This window comes from Actinorhabdospora filicis, assembly GCF_030269765.1.
Classification (GTDB): Bacteria; Actinomycetota; Actinomycetes; order Mycobacteriales; family Micromonosporaceae; genus Actinorhabdospora; species Actinorhabdospora filicis.
In genome coordinates this window covers 2,205,740-2,221,528 of record NZ_BSTX01000001.1, presented here as the reverse complement: position 1 = coordinate 2,221,528, position 15,789 = coordinate 2,205,740, and the positions used below count along the sequence as shown (strand labels likewise).

The 15,789-nt window shown below is 71.5% G+C and carries 18 protein-coding genes; 11 read left to right on the top strand and 7 right to left on the bottom strand.

Annotation, left to right across the window (positions count from 1 at the left end; genetic code table 11):
• Positions 1 to 95 precede the first annotated feature (95 nt).
• The 4 genes from QSK10_RS10445 to QSK10_RS10430 all read right to left on the bottom strand — a co-directional run bounded on the left by QSK10_RS10445 (position 96) and on the right by QSK10_RS10430 (position 3,318).
• Entirely contained in the window at positions 96 to 941 is an 846-nt protein-coding gene (locus QSK10_RS10445) for a diacylglycerol kinase family protein (protein WP_285662436.1), read from the bottom strand.
• 62 nt (positions 942 to 1,003) lie between these two features.
• On the bottom strand, positions 1,004 to 1,825 hold the full coding sequence (locus QSK10_RS10440) for a hypothetical protein (RefSeq protein ID WP_285662435.1): 822 nt from the start codon (positions 1,823 to 1,825) through the stop codon (positions 1,004 to 1,006).
• A complete protein-coding gene (locus tag QSK10_RS10435) occupies positions 1,822 to 1,953 on the bottom strand; it encodes a hypothetical protein (RefSeq protein ID WP_285662434.1) in 132 nt (43 codons plus the stop codon). The genes QSK10_RS10440 and QSK10_RS10435 overlap by 4 nt, the downstream gene beginning before the upstream one ends.
• Before the next feature lie 228 nt (positions 1,954 to 2,181).
• Positions 2,182 to 3,318: a monodechloroaminopyrrolnitrin synthase PrnB family protein gene (locus QSK10_RS10430; protein ID WP_285662433.1), complete on the bottom strand. Its 1,137-nt coding sequence runs from the start codon at positions 3,316 to 3,318 to the stop codon at positions 2,182 to 2,184.
• A 162-nt stretch (positions 3,319 to 3,480) separates the two neighbouring features.
• On the opposite strand from QSK10_RS10430, the gene QSK10_RS10425 reads away from it, so the two are divergent.
• Complete coding sequence (locus tag QSK10_RS10425; RefSeq protein ID WP_285662432.1) at positions 3,481 to 4,773, top strand: adenylosuccinate synthase; 1,293 nt, start codon at positions 3,481 to 3,483, stop codon at positions 4,771 to 4,773.
• Positions 4,774 to 4,831: 58 nt separating this feature from the next.
• On the opposite strand, the gene QSK10_RS10420 is transcribed toward QSK10_RS10425, so the two are convergent.
• On the bottom strand, positions 4,832 to 5,629 hold the full coding sequence (locus QSK10_RS10420) for a CPBP family intramembrane glutamic endopeptidase (protein ID WP_285662431.1): 798 nt from the start codon (positions 5,627 to 5,629) through the stop codon (positions 4,832 to 4,834).
• Between the two features lie 248 nt (positions 5,630 to 5,877).
• On the opposite strand from QSK10_RS10420, the gene QSK10_RS10415 reads away from it, so the two are divergent.
• The 4 genes from QSK10_RS10415 to QSK10_RS10400 all read left to right on the top strand — a co-directional run bounded on the left by QSK10_RS10415 (position 5,878) and on the right by QSK10_RS10400 (position 7,937).
• Positions 5,878 to 6,069, top strand: a complete 192-nt coding sequence (locus tag QSK10_RS10415; protein ID WP_285662430.1) for a hypothetical protein — start codon at positions 5,878 to 5,880, stop codon at positions 6,067 to 6,069.
• Between the two features lie 55 nt (positions 6,070 to 6,124).
• The gene (locus tag QSK10_RS10410; RefSeq protein WP_285662429.1) at positions 6,125 to 6,451 is read left to right on the top strand and encodes a cupin domain-containing protein; all 327 of its coding nucleotides are present in this window, start codon (positions 6,125 to 6,127) and stop codon (positions 6,449 to 6,451) included.
• A gap of 75 nt (positions 6,452 to 6,526) precedes the next feature.
• Entirely contained in the window at positions 6,527 to 7,069 is a 543-nt protein-coding gene (locus tag QSK10_RS10405) for an NADPH-dependent FMN reductase (protein ID WP_285662428.1), read from the top strand.
• A 346-nt stretch (positions 7,070 to 7,415) separates the two neighbouring features.
• Positions 7,416 to 7,937: a hypothetical protein gene (locus tag QSK10_RS10400; protein WP_285662427.1), complete on the top strand. Its 522-nt coding sequence runs from the start codon at positions 7,416 to 7,418 to the stop codon at positions 7,935 to 7,937.
• A gap of 4 nt (positions 7,938 to 7,941) precedes the next feature.
• Here the strand turns inward: QSK10_RS10400 and QSK10_RS10395 are convergent, their stop codons facing one another.
• The gene (locus QSK10_RS10395; protein WP_285662426.1) at positions 7,942 to 8,682 is read right to left on the bottom strand and encodes a GNAT family N-acetyltransferase; all 741 of its coding nucleotides are present in this window, start codon (positions 8,680 to 8,682) and stop codon (positions 7,942 to 7,944) included.
• A 223-nt stretch (positions 8,683 to 8,905) separates the two neighbouring features.
• Between QSK10_RS10395 and QSK10_RS10390 the strand changes: the two genes are divergently transcribed.
• The 6 genes from QSK10_RS10390 (at position 8,906) to QSK10_RS10365 (ending at position 14,978) form a co-directional block, all read left to right on the top strand.
• Complete coding sequence (locus QSK10_RS10390) at positions 8,906 to 10,099, top strand: ATP-binding protein (RefSeq protein ID WP_285662425.1); 1,194 nt, start codon at positions 8,906 to 8,908, stop codon at positions 10,097 to 10,099.
• 27 nt (positions 10,100 to 10,126) lie between these two features.
• On the top strand, positions 10,127 to 10,549 hold the full coding sequence (locus tag QSK10_RS10385) for a MerR family transcriptional regulator (RefSeq protein ID WP_285662424.1): 423 nt from the start codon (positions 10,127 to 10,129) through the stop codon (positions 10,547 to 10,549).
• A 45-nt stretch (positions 10,550 to 10,594) separates the two neighbouring features.
• Positions 10,595 to 11,221 carry an RNA polymerase sigma factor gene (locus QSK10_RS10380; protein ID WP_285662423.1) on the top strand — a complete coding sequence of 209 codons (627 nt, stop codon included), beginning with the start codon at positions 10,595 to 10,597 and terminating at the stop codon, positions 11,219 to 11,221.
• The gene (locus QSK10_RS10375) at positions 11,218 to 12,252 is read left to right on the top strand and encodes a hypothetical protein (RefSeq protein WP_285662422.1); all 1,035 of its coding nucleotides are present in this window, start codon (positions 11,218 to 11,220) and stop codon (positions 12,250 to 12,252) included. Before QSK10_RS10380 ends, QSK10_RS10375 begins: the two co-directional genes overlap by 4 nt.
• A 155-nt stretch (positions 12,253 to 12,407) precedes the next feature.
• Positions 12,408 to 12,824 carry a hypothetical protein gene (locus QSK10_RS10370; protein WP_285662421.1) on the top strand — a complete coding sequence of 139 codons (417 nt, stop codon included), beginning with the start codon at positions 12,408 to 12,410 and terminating at the stop codon, positions 12,822 to 12,824.
• Positions 12,825 to 14,213: 1,389 nt separating this feature from the next.
• Positions 14,214 to 14,978 carry a class I SAM-dependent methyltransferase gene (locus QSK10_RS10365; protein ID WP_285662420.1) on the top strand — a complete coding sequence of 255 codons (765 nt, stop codon included), beginning with the start codon at positions 14,214 to 14,216 and terminating at the stop codon, positions 14,976 to 14,978.
• A gap of 54 nt (positions 14,979 to 15,032) precedes the next feature.
• On the opposite strand, the gene QSK10_RS10360 is transcribed toward QSK10_RS10365, so the two are convergent.
• Positions 15,033 to 15,770 (bottom strand): hypothetical protein, encoded by a 738-nt coding sequence (locus QSK10_RS10360; protein ID WP_285662419.1) that lies wholly within the window; start codon positions 15,768 to 15,770, stop codon positions 15,033 to 15,035.
• Positions 15,771 to 15,789: the final 19 nt, after the last annotated feature.

Here is a 15,789-nt window from a genome sequence, read left to right as displayed (position 1 = left end):
CAAAGAGTCTGCTGGTACCTGCCGATTGTCGCCAGTTGGCGGCTATTCAGCAAACAGTACAGCGCGACCGCGAGCCGTGACCCGAAGTAGTGATTTCACATCGTGTGGCCGATGTAGACGGCGGCGGCGTGCTTCTCCGTCCACCATGTCCTTTTGCGGGCGAGAGTACCGATCACGCCGTCGTCGATATAGGGGATCTCGGCGTCGGGGGTGATCGCGACCGCGCGTCCCCGGGCGCGCCGCACCTCGACGCGCACCTTGTTCCTGAGCAGGCCGCGCTTGACGACGGGGACCGCCACGGCCACGTCCAGCAGCCCGTCGAGCGGGTCGGGTTCGGCCAGCGGCAGACCGTCCACACTGGCGTATCCGGACGCGTTGGCCACCACGACGGTCAGCAGGCGCTGCTTGCCGTCGGCGAGGATGAGGTCGTCCACGGCGACCTTGCCGTGCCACGGCGTGTCGCCCCCGCCGAGCCGCACCCCGTGCACGGTGGCGGAGCCGCCGTCGTGCCGCAGCAGGTCGATGCGCTGCGTGCGTCCGGCCAGGACGGCCTCGGCGACCGCCTCGGGCGTGGCGGGCAGGCCCAGCTCGGCGACCAGGTCCGGGGTCTGCGCCAGCGGCAGGATCGCCATCGCGGGCAGATCGGGGACCGTGCGCCCGGCCGGCAGGTCGTCGGGCCGCTGACTCGGCGGCGGCGCGAGCAGCCGCACCGCCCGCCGCCACACGCCGCGCACCTGCGCGTCGGTGTCGGCGGCCAGGACCAGCGGCGTGTTCGAGGCGATCACCTCTTCCAGGACCGCGTCGATGCCCGCGTCGTCGATCGCCTCCTCGTGCCGCACGGTGGCGCCACCCGCCTTGAGCGCGTCGGCGCAGGCCAGGGCGGGCGTCCGGGGTCCGCAGCTGGGGCTGCCGTCGGCGAGGCGCAGGAGGATGATGTCCACGGGGTGAGGGTAGGCCGGGGTGTAAGGGGCGGATCGGGGCGGGTGGGCGGGAGTCGCGCGGGTCATGGGGTGAGGAGATCGAGTTCGCGCCAGTCGCCGGGCTCGCCGATGCGGATGCGGGTGGCGACTTCCTCGGCCTTCTCGTAGGCAGAGAGTTCGTAGAACTCGTGTGTGCGGCTCGATGGACAGCGCGGGCGGCCGACGGCTTCGAGGAACGCCCAATCGTAGAGACGGCCGATCGTGAGGCGACGGAAGTCGCCGTCGGATTCCCAAACGCGTAGAGGACGGCAGGCACGCCGATGGCGGCGTTCGCGCACACCGGCGAGGGAGGGGTGTTCGCCACGTTCGTACCGCTCCAAGAAGAGCAGCTCATCGAGGAAACCCTTGTTCCTCCCCGCCAGGATCCGGGCCATCTCCCCGGGCGAGACCTCGCGTGGTTCGGGCAGTCGAAGCTCGACCGGTTCGTACCCGGGCTGCGCGCGGCGGCGGCGCCACGCGGCTTGACGACAGCTGCCGCCGCAGTAGACGGCGGGCCGACCCGCCGTGTTCCATGCAAAGCCGCGCCGACAGTGCGCGCACATCGGTGACCCGGTGAGGGCCAGGGCGAGTTCTTCGAGGCAGCCCACGGCGTCTTCACGGCCGAGTGCGCGTATGAACTCGCGCCCGGCCGCGCCACGCCCGCCCACCTCCAGCCGTCGGCGGACGAGCGTGTCGACCTTGTCGAGGGGCATGCGGTGGCGTTTGGCGATGTCGGCGACCGAGACGCCGTCGAGGCAGTACTCGATGAGCATCTTGGTGGAGGGCCCGAAAAACCTGATCAAGGCGCTGCGGCGGTCCGCGAGATCGGCGATTTGGGCGGCGATCGGGTCGGATTTCTTGCTCATCGCGCTCCCGGCTCCTTTCGGCCCGTGCGTCGGGCGATGCGAAGCAGGCCGAGTGTGGCGCTCAATAGCAGCAGGGCGATCAGGATGATCGCCATCGTCTTGGCGTCGAGCTGGATGTGGATCGTCACCTGGCAACCTCGGGAAAGCGAAAAGCCCGGTCATCTGACCGGGCTCAGGGCATGAAAAAAGCCCCGAATCTTCGGGGCTTTCCGTTCGTGGGCGCACATCACCGCGACGACTTCATGCTATCAGCTGCAATTCGCACACCATTTGGGAGCACACGGTCGCTGCGTGAGGTGTTTCTGCTGGTCAGGAGCTCCGGATCGCTGACCGCGCATAACCACTTTCGTAACGCCCTACCCCACCAACTCCCGCAGCCTCTCCAGCCCCTCCCAAGCCGTCCCGTCCTTCTTCCGCCCCGCCCGCAGGTCGCTCAGCCGGGCCAGCATCCCCACCACCGCCTCCAGCGGCGGCCCGCTCGCCGTCACTCCGTCGGTCTCCGCGGTGGGGGCCTTCGCGACGAGGAACGGCGTGACCAGGCGGCCGTGGTGGAAGGCGTACGCCGCGCCGTGCGCGCGGCAGGCCGCCAGGTACAGGCGCGCGTTCTCCGCCAGGACGGGTGTAACGCCGTCGGCGGCTTCGCGCAGGAAGCGCGAGAGGAGAGGCTCGGTGCGGACGGCGGACTGGATGGTGGCCGCGTCGCCCGGCGGCAGGAACGGCTCTTTTTCGGCGAGGATCTCCTGGTAGAAGGGGTCGGCGGGGTCGCACAGGCCCAGCAGGAGGTCGAGTTCGTTGATGGCGGCGAAGTCGCCGGCGTTGGTGCCGCGGTATTCGACGCGGCCGACGCGGTGGGTCTTGAAGTAGGGGCGCAGGCAGTAATAGAAGCGGTCGGGGTCCAGTTCGGCGGCCAGGGCGCGGTTGAAGCGCAGGACGTCGCCGAGGGCGGCCACGGCGTCCTCCAGCAGGTAGGTGGCCACGGGGTTGGACACGCCCATCGCGGGGACGCGGCGCAGGGCCGCCGCGGCGCGCTGGTAGGCGAGGACGGCCTGGCCGTTGCGGGTGATGAAGACGCGCTCGTCGGGGATGGAGGTGAAGGTCCAGAAGGCGTCGCCGGCGGCGGGGTTGTAGAGGGCCTGGTGGGCGAAGGTGTAGCGCGGTGCCACGCCCAGGGAGGTGCCCAGGCGGCGCAGGAGCGACCACTCGGGGGCGAGGTCGGCGGGCTCGCCGGTCTCGTGGCGGGCGCAGGCGGCGGCGTGGTAGCCGACGGCGCCGAGGAGGGCGTAGCGCTCGGCGGGGTCGTCGGGCAGGGTGGTGATCGCGGCGATGAGGGACGCCCCGTCGCGCAGGAGCGAGGCGCGGACGTCCTCGTGGCCGGGCAGGATGTCGGCGCGCCGGGTGAAGTAGTGCTCTTCGAGGACGGTGTTCATGGCCACGAACTCGTCGCGCAGCCAGCGGTCGTAGGCGCGGATCGCGCCGAGGGGGTGGCGGTGCACCCCGTCGTGTATACCCGACCCGGTGACGCGGATCATGCGCGGTGAACGGCGGGCGTCCGTATCGTGGACGGCGCGGACCTTGGTACCCACCGGGTTGTCGGCGTGATCAGGAGCCCGACTACCCTGACTCGGTAATCGGGTGTCACCCGGGAAGGCGAAGATATGCCAGCGATCGTGCTCGTCGGAACCCAGTGGGGCGATGAGGGCAAAGGTAAGGTCACCGACCTCCTCGGCGAGCGGATGCAGTACACCGTCCGCTATCAGGGGGGCAACAACGCCGGGCACACGGTGGTCACGCCGGACGGCGAGAAGTACGCGCTCCACCTCGTGCCCACCGGGATGCTGACCCCGGGTTGCGTGCCGGTCATCGGCAACGGCGTGGTGATCGACCCGAAGGTCCTCCTGCACGAGCTGGACGGCCTGTCCGCGCGGGGCGTGGACGTCTCGCTGCTGAAGATCTCCGCCGACGCGCACCTGATCATGCCGCACCACCGGGCGCTGGACCGCGTCGTCGAGCGCTACCTGGGCTCGGCGCGCATCGGGACCACCGGGCGCGGCATCGGGCCCACGTACGCCGACAAGGTCGGGCGCATGGGCATCCGGGCGCAGGACCTGCTGGACCCGAAGATCTTCCGCCAGAAGCTGGAACTGGCGCTGCGGGAGAAGAACCAGGTCCTGGTCAAGGTCTACAACCGCAAGAAGATCGACATCGACGCCGTCGTCGAGGAGTACATGGGCTACGCCGAGCGGCTGATCCCGTACATCGACGACACGCGGCTGCTGCTGGACAAGGCCCTCACGCGCGGCGAGTACGTCCTGCTGGAGGGCGCGCAGGCCACGCTGCTGGACGTCGACCACGGCACCTACCCGTTCGTGACGTCGTCGAACCCGACGACCGGTGGCGCCTGCGTCGGCGCGGGCATCCCCCCGACGCGCATCGACCGCGTCATCGGCGTCATCAAGGCCTACACCACGCGCGTCGGCGCCGGGCCGTTCCCGACCGAGCTGTTCGACGACAACGGCAAGCACCTGCTGAAGGTCGGCGGCGAGTACGGGACGACGACCGGCCGCGAGCGCCGCTGCGGCTGGTTCGACGCGGTCATCGGGCGCTACGCCGTCCGCGTCAACGGCATCACCGACCTGTTCCTGACCAAGCTCGACGTGCTGTCGGCGCTGGAGAAGGTCCCGGTCTGCGTGGGCTACGAGATCGACGGCGAGCGTTTCGACGAGATGCCGATGACGCAGACCGCGCTGCACCACGCGACCCCGCTGTACGAGTTCCACGAGGGCTGGAGCGAGGACATCTCCGCCGTGCGCCGCTTCGAGGACCTGCCGAAGAACGCGCAGGCCTACGTGGAGCGCCTCGAAGAGCTGTGCGGGACGCGCATCTCGGTCATCGGGGTGGGCCCGGCGCGGGACCAGAACGTGATCCGGCACGACATGCTGGAGGCTTAGAAGCCACATGGAGAACCCCGCCGGACGCGGTCCGGCGGGGTTTTTCGTGCCCCAAGGTCTAGGTGGTGAGCGCGAACAGCCCGGCCACCGCGATCACGCCGAGCCCGTTGGTCGCCCAGTGCAGCCCGGCGGCGGCCAGGAGGCTGCCGCTGCGGCGGCGCAGCTCGCACAGCAGCAGACCGGCCAGTCCCGTGAACAGCACGACCCCGGCCAGCACCGCGATCTTGGCGATCTCGCCCGTCCCGAGGACCGAGGTGACGGCCTTGTTGCGCGCGCCCAGGTTCAGCGACGACAGGATGTGCCACGCCCCGAACAGCAGCGAGGACACCGACGACGCCCACGCGATGCCCCGGTGGCGGCGGACCAGGCCGAACAGCACACCCCGGAACGCGACCTCTTCGAGGAGGATCGTGCCGATCGGGATGAACACGAAGGCGGTCATGAACGCCGCGCCCGGATGCAGCTGGTAGCGGCTGTCGACGAAGGCCATCCGCGAGAACGGCAGCGCGATCGCGATGGCGTAGACGCCGCCCACGACCAGCACCGACGCCAGGGCGTACAGCGCGCCGCGCAGCCAGTTGCGGCGGCCCAGGCCCAGGTCGGTCCAGGTCAGCCCGTGCTTGCGGGCCAGGACGATGAGCGCCACCGCCGCGATCGGCCCGGCGATGAGGCCGGAGTTGACCGGCCCGAAGCTGCGCAGGATGTTGACCGCGACCAGCGTCCCCAGCACCACGGCGAGGGTGATGGCGAACCGGCGGCGCCGTCCACCGAACAGCCAGGCGCGGGCGCGCGAGAAGGCCGAAGCGGGGAGCGGGATCGCGGGCGCGGAGCCGGTGTTCGTCTGCAGGGAATGCACGAGGTGCGGACTCCGTCGTGGCCGGGGCGTACTCGCCGGGGAGGTCTGCCGGGGGTGCGTCAGCGATGGACAGTACACGACCGAACCTGGGCGAAAGCTGGGACGTATGCGTGCGGGCCGGACATCCCGCCCGACGGGGTGACCCGGGTCCACCCGTACGGGGAACGGCGCATGGTCGGACGGGCCCGCGCCCGCCGCGAAAGTGGCGCACGGCGTGACCTCCGGGGCCGCTGGCGCGTTGTTCGGGCATGTCACAGATGTGGGAAGTCGACCGGGAACTGCTGGAGGCGGCCGCGCTCGCGATGGGCACGCCCCCGGGCGCCGACACCGTCGCGGCGGCGCTGCGGTGGGCGGTGGAGACCGGGCCCGAGACGCCCGACGGGCCGTGGCGGGCGCGCCTGGCGGGCGAGGCGCGGCTGCGGGCCCTCACCGACGTGTGAAGTTTCGGCCCCCGCGGGCCGGGGCAACTGCGACCATGAGGCGAAGGAGGCCCGTATGAACGATCTGCCGCTGCTCATCCGCGAGCACCTGGAGAAGGCCGCCGCCGACCCGCACGGACGCAGCGCGCACCTGCTGGTCCACGAGGGGCCGATGCGGCAGACGATCATCGCGCTGACCGCCGGGACGTCCCTGGCCGAACACAACGCGCCCGAGGCCGCCAGTCTCCAGGTGCTGTACGGGAGCGTCCGCGTCACCGCGGCCTCCGGTGACGCCGACCTCGTCCCCGGGCAGCTCTACCCGATCCCGCAGGAGCGGCACGGGCTGACCGCCACCGACGACACGGTCGTGCTGCTCACCGCCGTCCTGGGCGCCGGGACTTGACCTGAAGTCAAGTTGAGGTCTTAGCGTTCCCTCCAGCCGGTGAACGCCGGTGTGCCTCCCGGAGGGAACCCAGCCATGACCCATGAGCCGTACCGCCTCGCCGTCATCATCGCCAGCGTCCGCGACGGGCGGTTCGCGCCGGTGGTGAAGAACTGGTTCATCGACCGCGCCGGCCGCCGTCCCGAGCTGAAGCTGGACGAGGTCGACCTCGCCGAGGTCGCGCCCGGTCCCGGCTTCACCGCCGGCATCGGCGCCGCCGACGCCATCGTCGTCATCACCCCCGAGTACAACCACTCGTTCCCCGGGCCGCTCAAGACCGCCATCGACTCCGTCGGCGCCGAATGGCGCGGCAAGCCCGTCGCCTTCGTGTCCTACGGCGGCATCTCCGGCGGCCTGCGCGCGGTGGAGGCCCTCCGGCCCGTCTTCGCCGAACTGCACGCGGTGACCATCCGCGAGACCGTCAGCTTCCACGGCGCGTGGGGACGCTTCGACGCCGACGGGCAGCCGCACGACGCGGAGAAGGTGGACGCCGCGCTGGCGGCGCTGCTCGACCAGCTGGAGTGGTGGGCGGAGTCGCTGCGGGAGGCGCGGACGGCGCGGCCGTACGTGGCGTCCTGAGCCGGGGTGTGCTGGACGGTGTGAGCCGAGGCCGTGACGGGCACCGGGCCGGACGCCGGTGCCCGGGTGGGCCTTCGTGCGGTGGGGTCCCTTGCCTCCCGCAACGTGAGGCGGCCGGGCCGCCCTCGCCGGGCCGGGGACCCGGTGTGGCCGTGAGAGCCGCGATCGCGCCTCACCCTCCCGCCGGAAGCGCGCGAGCCGCCCACCACCCGGCACCGGTCGTCCGCGAGCCCGCGCGATGGGCCGCCGGGCCGAGCGGGCGCGGGGTCGCGTTCCCCCGCCCGGGGGACCCGGTCCCCTCCCCGAGGTGACGCCGTACCCCCACCCGCTCGGCGAGGCTCGTCCCATGGCAACCCTCACCGCTCCCGCGAAACCCGCCGCGGCCAAGCCGGCCACGGCCCGTCCCGTCCCGCGCTGGGCGAACCGGCTCGCGCACGCCGTCCCGTTCATGGTGCTGCCCTCGGGGGTGTGGCGGATCCTCCTCGTCGCGGGCGTGCCATTGCTCGCCGGGGACGAGCCGATGCACTGGTGGGAGTACTTCTACATCCCCACCCTCAGCCTGGTGACCGAGGGCCTGGGCCTGCTCACCCTGGGCCTGGTGCGGCCGTGGGGTGAGCGGGTGCCCCGGTGGGTGCCGTGGCTGCGGGGGCGGACGATCCCGCGCCCGGTGGCCGTCGTCCCGGCGGTGCTCGGGGGGATCGGCGTCCTGGTGTTCTGCTGGTGGGCCCTGGGCGGGCACGGCCCGGGCTTCCACGGCAGCGCGTGGCAGCTCGGGATCCTCTACGCCTGCTACGCGCCGCTGCTGCTGTGGGGCCCGGCGGTGCTGGTGCTGACGGCCGCCTACTGGGTGCGCAGGCGGCCGTCGTGACCCGCTAGCGGGTCATGTGCAGCGACTCACCGACGTAGACGTACCCGGCGCGCGCGTACACACGCTGCGCGCCTTCGTCGGCGGGATCGAGCCAGGCGGTGCGGACGCCCTCGCCCAGCGCGCGGCGGGTGAGGTGGGCGGTGATCGCCGAGGCGATGCCGCGCCGCCGCCACTTCTCGCCCACGGCGATCCCGGCGACCTCGCAGACACCGCCGATGGGTGGGGTGTACTCACCGGCCCCGGCGTACTCGCCGTCGACGAGGGCCACCGCGACGGCCCCGCCGCGCGACACCGAGCGGCGCTTCCAGGAGATCGCGCCCTCCCGGCCGGGCACCGCCTCGCCGAAGGCGGGGAACTGGACGGCCGCCGCGCCGTACCAGGCGTCCTCGTCGAGGGCGTCGACGATGGTCACGCCCTCGGGCGCGGGAACGTCGAGGACGGCCTCGGTGGCCATGATCCGGCCCCGGTGGGACACGGTGTAGCCGTGCTCTTCGAGGATCGCGGCCAGCCGCGGCGAGCGGCTGGGCACGAACTCGAAGCGCGGGGTGCGCCCGCGCTCGGCGAAGGCCGCATGGAGCTCGCCGAGCTCGCCGGCGGTGGGCGCGGCCCCGTCGGCGGGGATCGCGTAGTTCAGGCCGGGAATCGCGCTGTCGGGGTCGAAGCGGCACAAGAAGGGGCCGACGTTGACGCCGAGGCCGCCCTGGGCGACGTTGGCGCGCGTGTAGTCCTGAATGGACTTGTCCACTGTGGGAAGAACCTTTCGCTCACGGATTTCGGGCGTGCGGAAGCCCGGGAAGGTGGACTCGCCACCGGACGGCGATCACCGCCGCGGTTCGTGCCGGTGGCCTAGACGGCGACCCGCATCGATGGCCTCACCCTTTGCGTGAGCGTGGAAGAACTGACCGGGCGACCTTATCACCGGCGCGTGTATAGCGTCCGGCCAATAGTTCCCGATACGCTCCCAGACCATGGATCCCGTGCGCAATCCGTACGCCCCCGGGGCCGGGCAGCGGCCGCCGCAGCTGGCGGGACGCGAGCGTGAGCTGCGCGCCTTCGAGGTGGTCCTGGACCGGGTCTCGCACGGCCGCCCCGAGCGCTCACTGGTGCTGACCGGGCTGCGCGGCGTGGGCAAGACGGTCCTGCTGAACGCGCTGCGCTCGCAGGCGATCGCGAAGCTGTGGGGCACCGGCAAGATCGAGGCGCGCCCGGACCAGTCGCTGCGGCGGCCGCTGTCCGGCGCGCTGCACATGGCCGTCCGGGAACTGGGCACCCGGCACCGCGCGCCGGAGCGCGTGGAGGCGTTCCTGTCGACGCTGCGGGCCTTCGCGCTGAAGAGCAACCCCGCGGGCGCGAAGCTGCGCGAGCGCTGGGAGCCCGGCATCGACGCCCCGGACGTGACCGGCCGCGCCGACTCCGGCGACATCGAGATCGACCTGGTCGAGCTGTTCACCGACGCCGCCGAGATCGCCGCCGACGTCGGCACCGGCCTGGCGGTGTTCATCGACGAGATGCAGGACCTCACCCCCGCCGACGTCTCGGCGCTGTGCGCGGCCTGCCACGAGCTGTCCCAGGCGGGCACGCCGCTCATCGTGGTCGGCGCGGGCCTGCCGCACCTGCCGGCGGTGCTGAGCGCGCAGAAGTCCTACTCCGAGCGGCTGTTCACCTACCTGCGCATCGACCGGCTCACCGCCGACGACGCCGCGCTCGCGCTGACGCTCCCCGCCGAGAAGGAGGGCGCCGGTTTCGACGCCGAGGCCCTGGCGGCGCTGTTCGAGCACTCCGGCGGCTACCCGTACTTCGTGCAGGCCTACGGCAAGGCCACCTGGGACCACGCCCCCGTCGCGCCCATCACCGCCGAGGACGTGCGGGTCGCCGCGCCCGCCGCCGAGGCCGAGCTGGGCGTGGGCTTCTTCGGGTCCCGCTACGAGCGCGCCACACCCGCCGAACGCGAGTACATGCGCGCGATGGCCGACCTGACCGCCACGTCCCTGGCCGAGTCGGTGAGCACCGCCGAGGTCGCCCGCGTCCTGGGCCGCAAACCGTCGAGCCTGTCCCCGGCCCGCGACTCGCTGATCAAGAAGGGCCTGATCTTCGCCGAGGAACGCGGCGTGGTCGCCTTCACCGTCCCCCACTTCGACCGCTACCTGCGGCAACGCTCCTGAGCCCGGACCGGGCGTAGGGTTGCCGCCATGACGCAGGTGATCGAGCGCTTCAGCATCGGCCAGGTCGCCGAACGGACCGGCCTGTCCGTGCACACCCTGCGCTTCTACGAGCGCGAGGGCATCTTCGTGACGCCGCCGACGCGCGACGCCAACGGCCGCCGCGTCTACACCTCCGACGACGTCGACTGGCTCAACCAGGTCATCACCAAGTTCCGCGCCTCGGGGATGCCCATGGACGCCATCCGCGCCTACGTCGCCCTCGCCAAACAGGGCCCCGGCAACGAGCGCGAGCGCCTGGCGATCCTCCAGGAGCACCAGGAACGCGTCCTGACCCAGATGGACCAGCTCCAGGAGGCCCTGAAGCTGATCACCTACAAGGTCGGCGTCTACGAGGACCGCGTCGCCGAGGGCACCGCCGGGCTGCTGTGGACCGGCCGCAAGCCCGGCTGACCGAGACGGTGGAACCCTGACCGCCCGGGCGGGCAAGTACCGGGTGTGACGACCATTCCCGCCAACCCGACGCCCCTGAGGGCGGCGCGAGGCACCGCCCGCGCCAGGACGCCCGAGGCCGTGGGCGACGCCGAGCTCGTCTCCGGCTCCCCCGACGGCTTCACCGTCCTGTTCGACCGGCACGCCGCGGCTCTGCATCGCTACTGCGCCCGCCGCGTCGGCGCCGACCTGGCCGACGACCTGGTCTCCGAGACGTACCTGACGGCGTTCCGCGCCCGGCACCGCTTCGACCCCGCCCGGGGCCAGGCACTGCCGTGGCTCTACGGCATCTGCACCAACCTCCTGCGGCGCCATCGCCGTGACGAGGCCCGCGCCTACAAGATGCTCGCCCGCACCGGTGTCGACCCGCTGGCCACCACCGACGGCACCGACCGCAGCCTCGACCGGGTCGAGGCGTCGATGTCCTCACGTGCGCTGGCCGGCGCGCTCGCCGCCCTGCCCGCGAAGCAGCGGGACGTGCTGCTGCTGTTCGCCGTGGCCGACCTGTCCTACCCCGAGATCGCGGCCGCGCTGTCGATCCCGGACGGCACGGTCCGCTCGCGGCTCAGCAGGGCCCGGAACACCGTCCGCACCCACTTGACCCGTTCACTTCCGAACCGGAGCGCGTCATGACCGACGACCACGACCTGCGCCTCGTCGCCTCCTTCCGCGACGACACCGACGCACCATCCCCGCAGCGCCTGGCGTCCATGCGCGCGGAGTTCCTGAAAGGACGCACCGTGACCCGCAAGACCTTCTTCACCCCCAAGCGCCTCGGCCTCATCGGCGGACCCGTCGTGGCCGCCATCGCCGTGGGCGCCTTCGCCCTGGCCGGACCCGGCAACCCCACCGCCGCACCCGGCCCCGACACCTCCGTCACGCAGGAGGCCCTCGCGCCGAATGCCGACGCCCGGACCGTGCTGGCCTACTTCGCCATGAAGGCGGCCACCGGCGAGGCGACCACCCTCCAGCCCGGGCAGTACATCCTGGAGCACGTCCAGGGCACCGGCTTCAAGGAGCTCACCACCACCTTGTCCCCCTTCGAGTGGCGGACCTGGAACGACCCGTTCCGGCAGATGGCCGACAAGAAGGAGTCCGGCCTCGCCGACGACGGCTCCCCCTACGCCAACGTCTTCCCCGACGAGGCCCTGCCCGCCCTCACCTTCCTCGACCCCAGTCCCGCCTACCTCGACGCCCTCACCGGCGACCCCGCCGCCATCGCCGAGCAGTGGCGCGCGGAGTGGCTGGCGGCCATCCGCTGGGATCACGACGGCCAGCGCGGCACCGGGCCCCTCCGCCTGACGCCCGGAACTCCCGAGTTCCTCGCCGAGCGCGACTACCAGGACGGGCAGATCTTCCGCTTCACCGCCAAAAACCTGCTCACCCTCGCCCAGACGGCGGCCACCCCCGCCAAGCGGGCCCTGATCTGGGCGGCCCTCGCCGAACTGAAGGGCGTCACCCGCACCGACGGCACCGTCACCGACTACCTCGGCCGCGTGGGCGTCGCCCTCGGCATCGAGTTCACCGCGACCGGCGCCCGCTGGGAGCTGATCCTCGACCCGGAGACCTCGCGGGTCCTGGGCGACCGCACCCTCAAGGACGGCTCGGTGCCCAACCAGTCGAGCATCGAGATCAAGGTCGTGAACTCGCTCGACGAGCAGTAGTCCACACACCCTCCACAGCCTGTCCACACGTTCTCCACAGAAAACAGGCGCATTCCACAAGGTTGTCCACACGTCCTGTGGATAAGAGGGGCCACTCCCGGGGAGTGGCCCCTCCAAAGTTGCGATAGTCGCAACTAGTTGCGTACACTGCGAACATGAGCGACCGTAGCGCCTACGCCATCCTCGACGACATCGCCGCCATCCTCCACCCCCGCCCCGAACCCCCCGGCGACGTCCGCATCCCCGCCGTCGCCGAGTACTACACCGCCCTGCTCCAGGACGTGTCCGCCCGCCGCGAAAAACTCATCGCCGACCTCCGCGTCGCCTGGGACCGCGGCGGCGTCGACCCCCTCCTCGCCGCACTGGAGGAGTCCCGCGCCCGCCGCGAAGCCGCCGAGAACGACATCCGCAAGCTCCTGGCCTACGCCCGCGAATTCGTCGCCCCCCGCCCCTACACCCTCAAAGCCCTCGCCGAGGCCTCCGGCCTGTCGTTCTCGGGCGTGCGCACCGCGTACGGGGAAGAGCACGTGGAAGCGGCGGCGGAGGCGACGGGCTCCCGGCCGAGGGGGTGAGCGAGGCCCGGCGAGTGGGGTGGCGGCGGTGAGCGACTGGGGCGGCGGCGAGTTCGCGACACGGTGACCTCTTTTCGGTGGGGGCCCAGAGCCCGCCCCGCTGGGGCGAACGTAACCCCACCCCACGCGTACTCCACCAAACGGCCCACCGCACGACCTGTGGATAACGACCGCGATGTGGATAACTCGCGGACAACTCGCGCGCAGGGAGAGGGAGGCGGAGCGGGTTTCTGGGTGGTGGGTGCGGTGAGTTCCGGAGCCCACGGGGCCGGCGGACAACTCGCGAGCAGGGAGGGGGAGGAGAGCGGGCTTCTGGGTGGTGGGTGCGGTGAGTTCCGGAGCCCACGGGGCCGGCGGACAACTCGCGAGCAGGGAGGGGGAGGAGAGCGGGCTTCTGGGTGGTGGGTGCGGTGAGTTCCGGAGCCCACGGGGCCGGGCGAACGTAGACCCGTCGCCCCCTGGACCACGACCGCGCAGTGAACGGCCTGCGACGGCGGCGAGAGCCGGGCGGGTACGCAAGACCGTGCACGAAGCCCGCCCGAAGACAACCCAGTGACGCAAGGCGGAGCCGGGTGCGATGCGCAGCACGACGCGGCTCTAACCCGGGCGAAGTGACTGGCTGGCAACGGGGTCAGAACCCGGGTGGGGACGAGAGCCTGTTGTTTTAGGGCCGGGCAAGGTGACTGGCTGGCTACGGGGTCAAAACCCGGGCAACACGCGGAGCTCGTTGTTTTAGACCCGGGCGAAGTGACTGGCGGGCTACGGGGTCAGAACCCGGGTGGGGACGAGAGCCTGTTGTTTTAGGGCCGGGCACAGTGACTGGCAGGCAACGGGGTCAAAACCCGGGCAACAGACAAGCTCGTTGTTTTAGACCCGGGCACGGTGACTGGCGGGCAACGGGGTCAGAACCCGGGTGGGGTCGAGAGCCTGTTGTTTTAGACCCGGGCCGAAGACAAGCCGCAGGCCGCAAGACAACACGGGCCCGTGACCAGATCCGCGGGAGCTGTCTCGGGATAGGAGAGGATCCTCCCTCGGTCGGCCGGATGGGTTCTTGGAACGAGGGTTCTCGGGGTGTCAAGACAGCTCTTCCGTCTTGACACCCCGGGGTTCCTCGTTCACCGTCGCAAAGGCCGAACGCGGGTGGAGCCTCCCGAGAGAGGTCCGGCGTCCAGGGGCCGCACCCCTGGTCGGGTCCCAGGGCTGAAAGCCCTGACCAGACGGCGACCGTCAACTAGCGCCAACACGGGGACTAGCCAAGGGACGATCCGCGGGGGAAGGCGAGAAGCGCGGGGAGACGGGCTCAGGGTGAGGGCGACGGAAGAGGTGGGTAAGGCGCGCGGCAGAGAAAACCCCTACCCCCCCCACGCCCCCCTCCGCCAAACTCCCCCCATGCCCACCACCCACCCCTGGCGCCTCTTCGACCGCCTCGCCCCCGTCTACGACACCGTCCTCCCCTTCTTCGCCGCCGCCGGCCGCGAGTTCATGGCCGTCCTCGACCCCTCACCCAAAACAAGGTTCCTGGACCTGGGCTGCGGACTCGGCGCCCTCACCGGCCCCGCCCTGGACCGCGGCTGCGAAGTCACCGCCGTCGACGCCGCCCCGGCGATGGTCGCCGGGCTCGCCGCCGCGCATCCCGCCGCGCGCGCCCTCGTCGGCGACGCGCAGGCGCTCGACCTACCCGAAAAGTCCTTCGACCTGGTCGGCGCCGCCTTCGTCGTCCACCTGCTGCCCGAACCGGCCAGGGCGGTCGCCGAAGCCCACCGGGTGCTGGCCCCCGGCGGCCGTTTCGCGATGTCGGGACACGCGCCGGTCACCACCGAGGCACCAGGCAACCTCGCCCATGAGATGGACGCCCTCTTCGGAGAGTTCGCCGAGTACCTGCCACCGGAGGGCGGCATGGGCGCGCCCGTCGACCCCGTGGACGCGCTCACCACCGCCGGGTTCACCGGCGTCACCAGCACCGCCGTGGACTTCACCGTCGCGGTCCCCGACGGCGACGCGCTGTGGCGCTGGTGCCTGGGCCACGGCTACCGCGCCTTCATCGACGACCTACCCAAAAGCCGCCAAAGAGAGTTCGGCGAGCGCATGCGTGCCCTGCACCGGCCGGGTGCGGTGATCCGGCGGGGGCTGGCGGTCGTGACCGGGAAACGGTGAAGGCCGCGGCCGGTGCTCGAAAGCACCGGCCGCGGCCTGGGAAACCGGGAGGGACTAGGACAGCTCGACGCCCGCGGCCTCGGCCTTCTCCTTGGCCTCGGCGAGCTTCTTCGCGTAGGTGTCGATGGCGTCCTGGACGCTGTCCACGACGTCCTCGGCGTCGTCCTCGTGCTTGTCGTAGGCGTCGGGGAACGCCGAGACCTGCACGGTCTGGGCGGCCTGGCCGAGGCCCATGTCGTGGTAGTCGATCTTTTCGAGCTTCTTGTAGAACGCCTTCGCCGAGTACTCGGGGTCCATGATCTCCTCGACGGAGCCCCAGCCCATGGACGGGCGCTGCTGGAACAGCCCGATGGAGTCGTGGTCGGAGCCGGAGCCCTGGTTGTCGTAGTCGAAGGACTCGGGGATGACGTCGCTGGCGAGGTTGCGCAGGTTGCTCTCCTGCATGGCCGTCATGAGCGCGATGGTCTGGGCGCGCTCATCAAGGCCCATCTTCTCGCCGACCTTGACGATGGTCTCGGCGTTCTTCATCTGGGTCTTGGACAGCCCGGCGACCTGCTCGGGCTTGATGGTGCCGGGCTTCTTCACGACGACCGGGGTGGGGGGAGCGGTCTTCGCGGCCAGCTCGCGGGCGGTGGAGACGTCGTTGCCGGCGTAGGCCGGGGAGGCGATCCCCGCGGCGGCGATGGCGACGGCGCCGGTGAGCGCCAGACGTCCCGCGTGCTGCCGGAGGAAGCCACCGGCGGTGGGGATTCGGTTCCGAAGGGCGGTGGGGAGAGTCAGGGTTTTACGCACCGGGCAAACGTAGGGAGCG

Coding starts and splice junctions, on each gene's coding strand:
- QSK10_RS10440 (WP_285662435.1), bottom strand. CDS start 1,825: ATGAGCAAGAAATCCGACCCGATCGCCGCCCAAATCGCCGATCTCGCG.
- QSK10_RS10410 (WP_285662429.1), top strand. CDS start 6,125: ATGAACGATCTGCCGCTGCTCATCCGCGAGCACCTGGAGAAGGCCGCC.
- QSK10_RS10365 (WP_285662420.1), top strand. CDS start 14,214: ATGCCCACCACCCACCCCTGGCGCCTCTTCGACCGCCTCGCCCCCGTC.
- QSK10_RS10405 (WP_285662428.1), top strand. CDS start 6,527: ATGACCCATGAGCCGTACCGCCTCGCCGTCATCATCGCCAGCGTCCGC.
- QSK10_RS10370 (WP_285662421.1), top strand. CDS start 12,408: ATGAGCGACCGTAGCGCCTACGCCATCCTCGACGACATCGCCGCCATC.
- QSK10_RS10400 (WP_285662427.1), top strand. CDS start 7,416: ATGGCAACCCTCACCGCTCCCGCGAAACCCGCCGCGGCCAAGCCGGCC.
- QSK10_RS10390 (WP_285662425.1), top strand. CDS start 8,906: ATGGATCCCGTGCGCAATCCGTACGCCCCCGGGGCCGGGCAGCGGCCG.
- QSK10_RS10375 (WP_285662422.1), top strand. CDS start 11,218: ATGACCGACGACCACGACCTGCGCCTCGTCGCCTCCTTCCGCGACGAC.
- QSK10_RS10425 (WP_285662432.1), top strand. CDS start 3,481: ATGCCAGCGATCGTGCTCGTCGGAACCCAGTGGGGCGATGAGGGCAAA.
- QSK10_RS10385 (WP_285662424.1), top strand. CDS start 10,127: ATGACGCAGGTGATCGAGCGCTTCAGCATCGGCCAGGTCGCCGAACGG.
- QSK10_RS10415 (WP_285662430.1), top strand. CDS start 5,878: ATGTCACAGATGTGGGAAGTCGACCGGGAACTGCTGGAGGCGGCCGCG.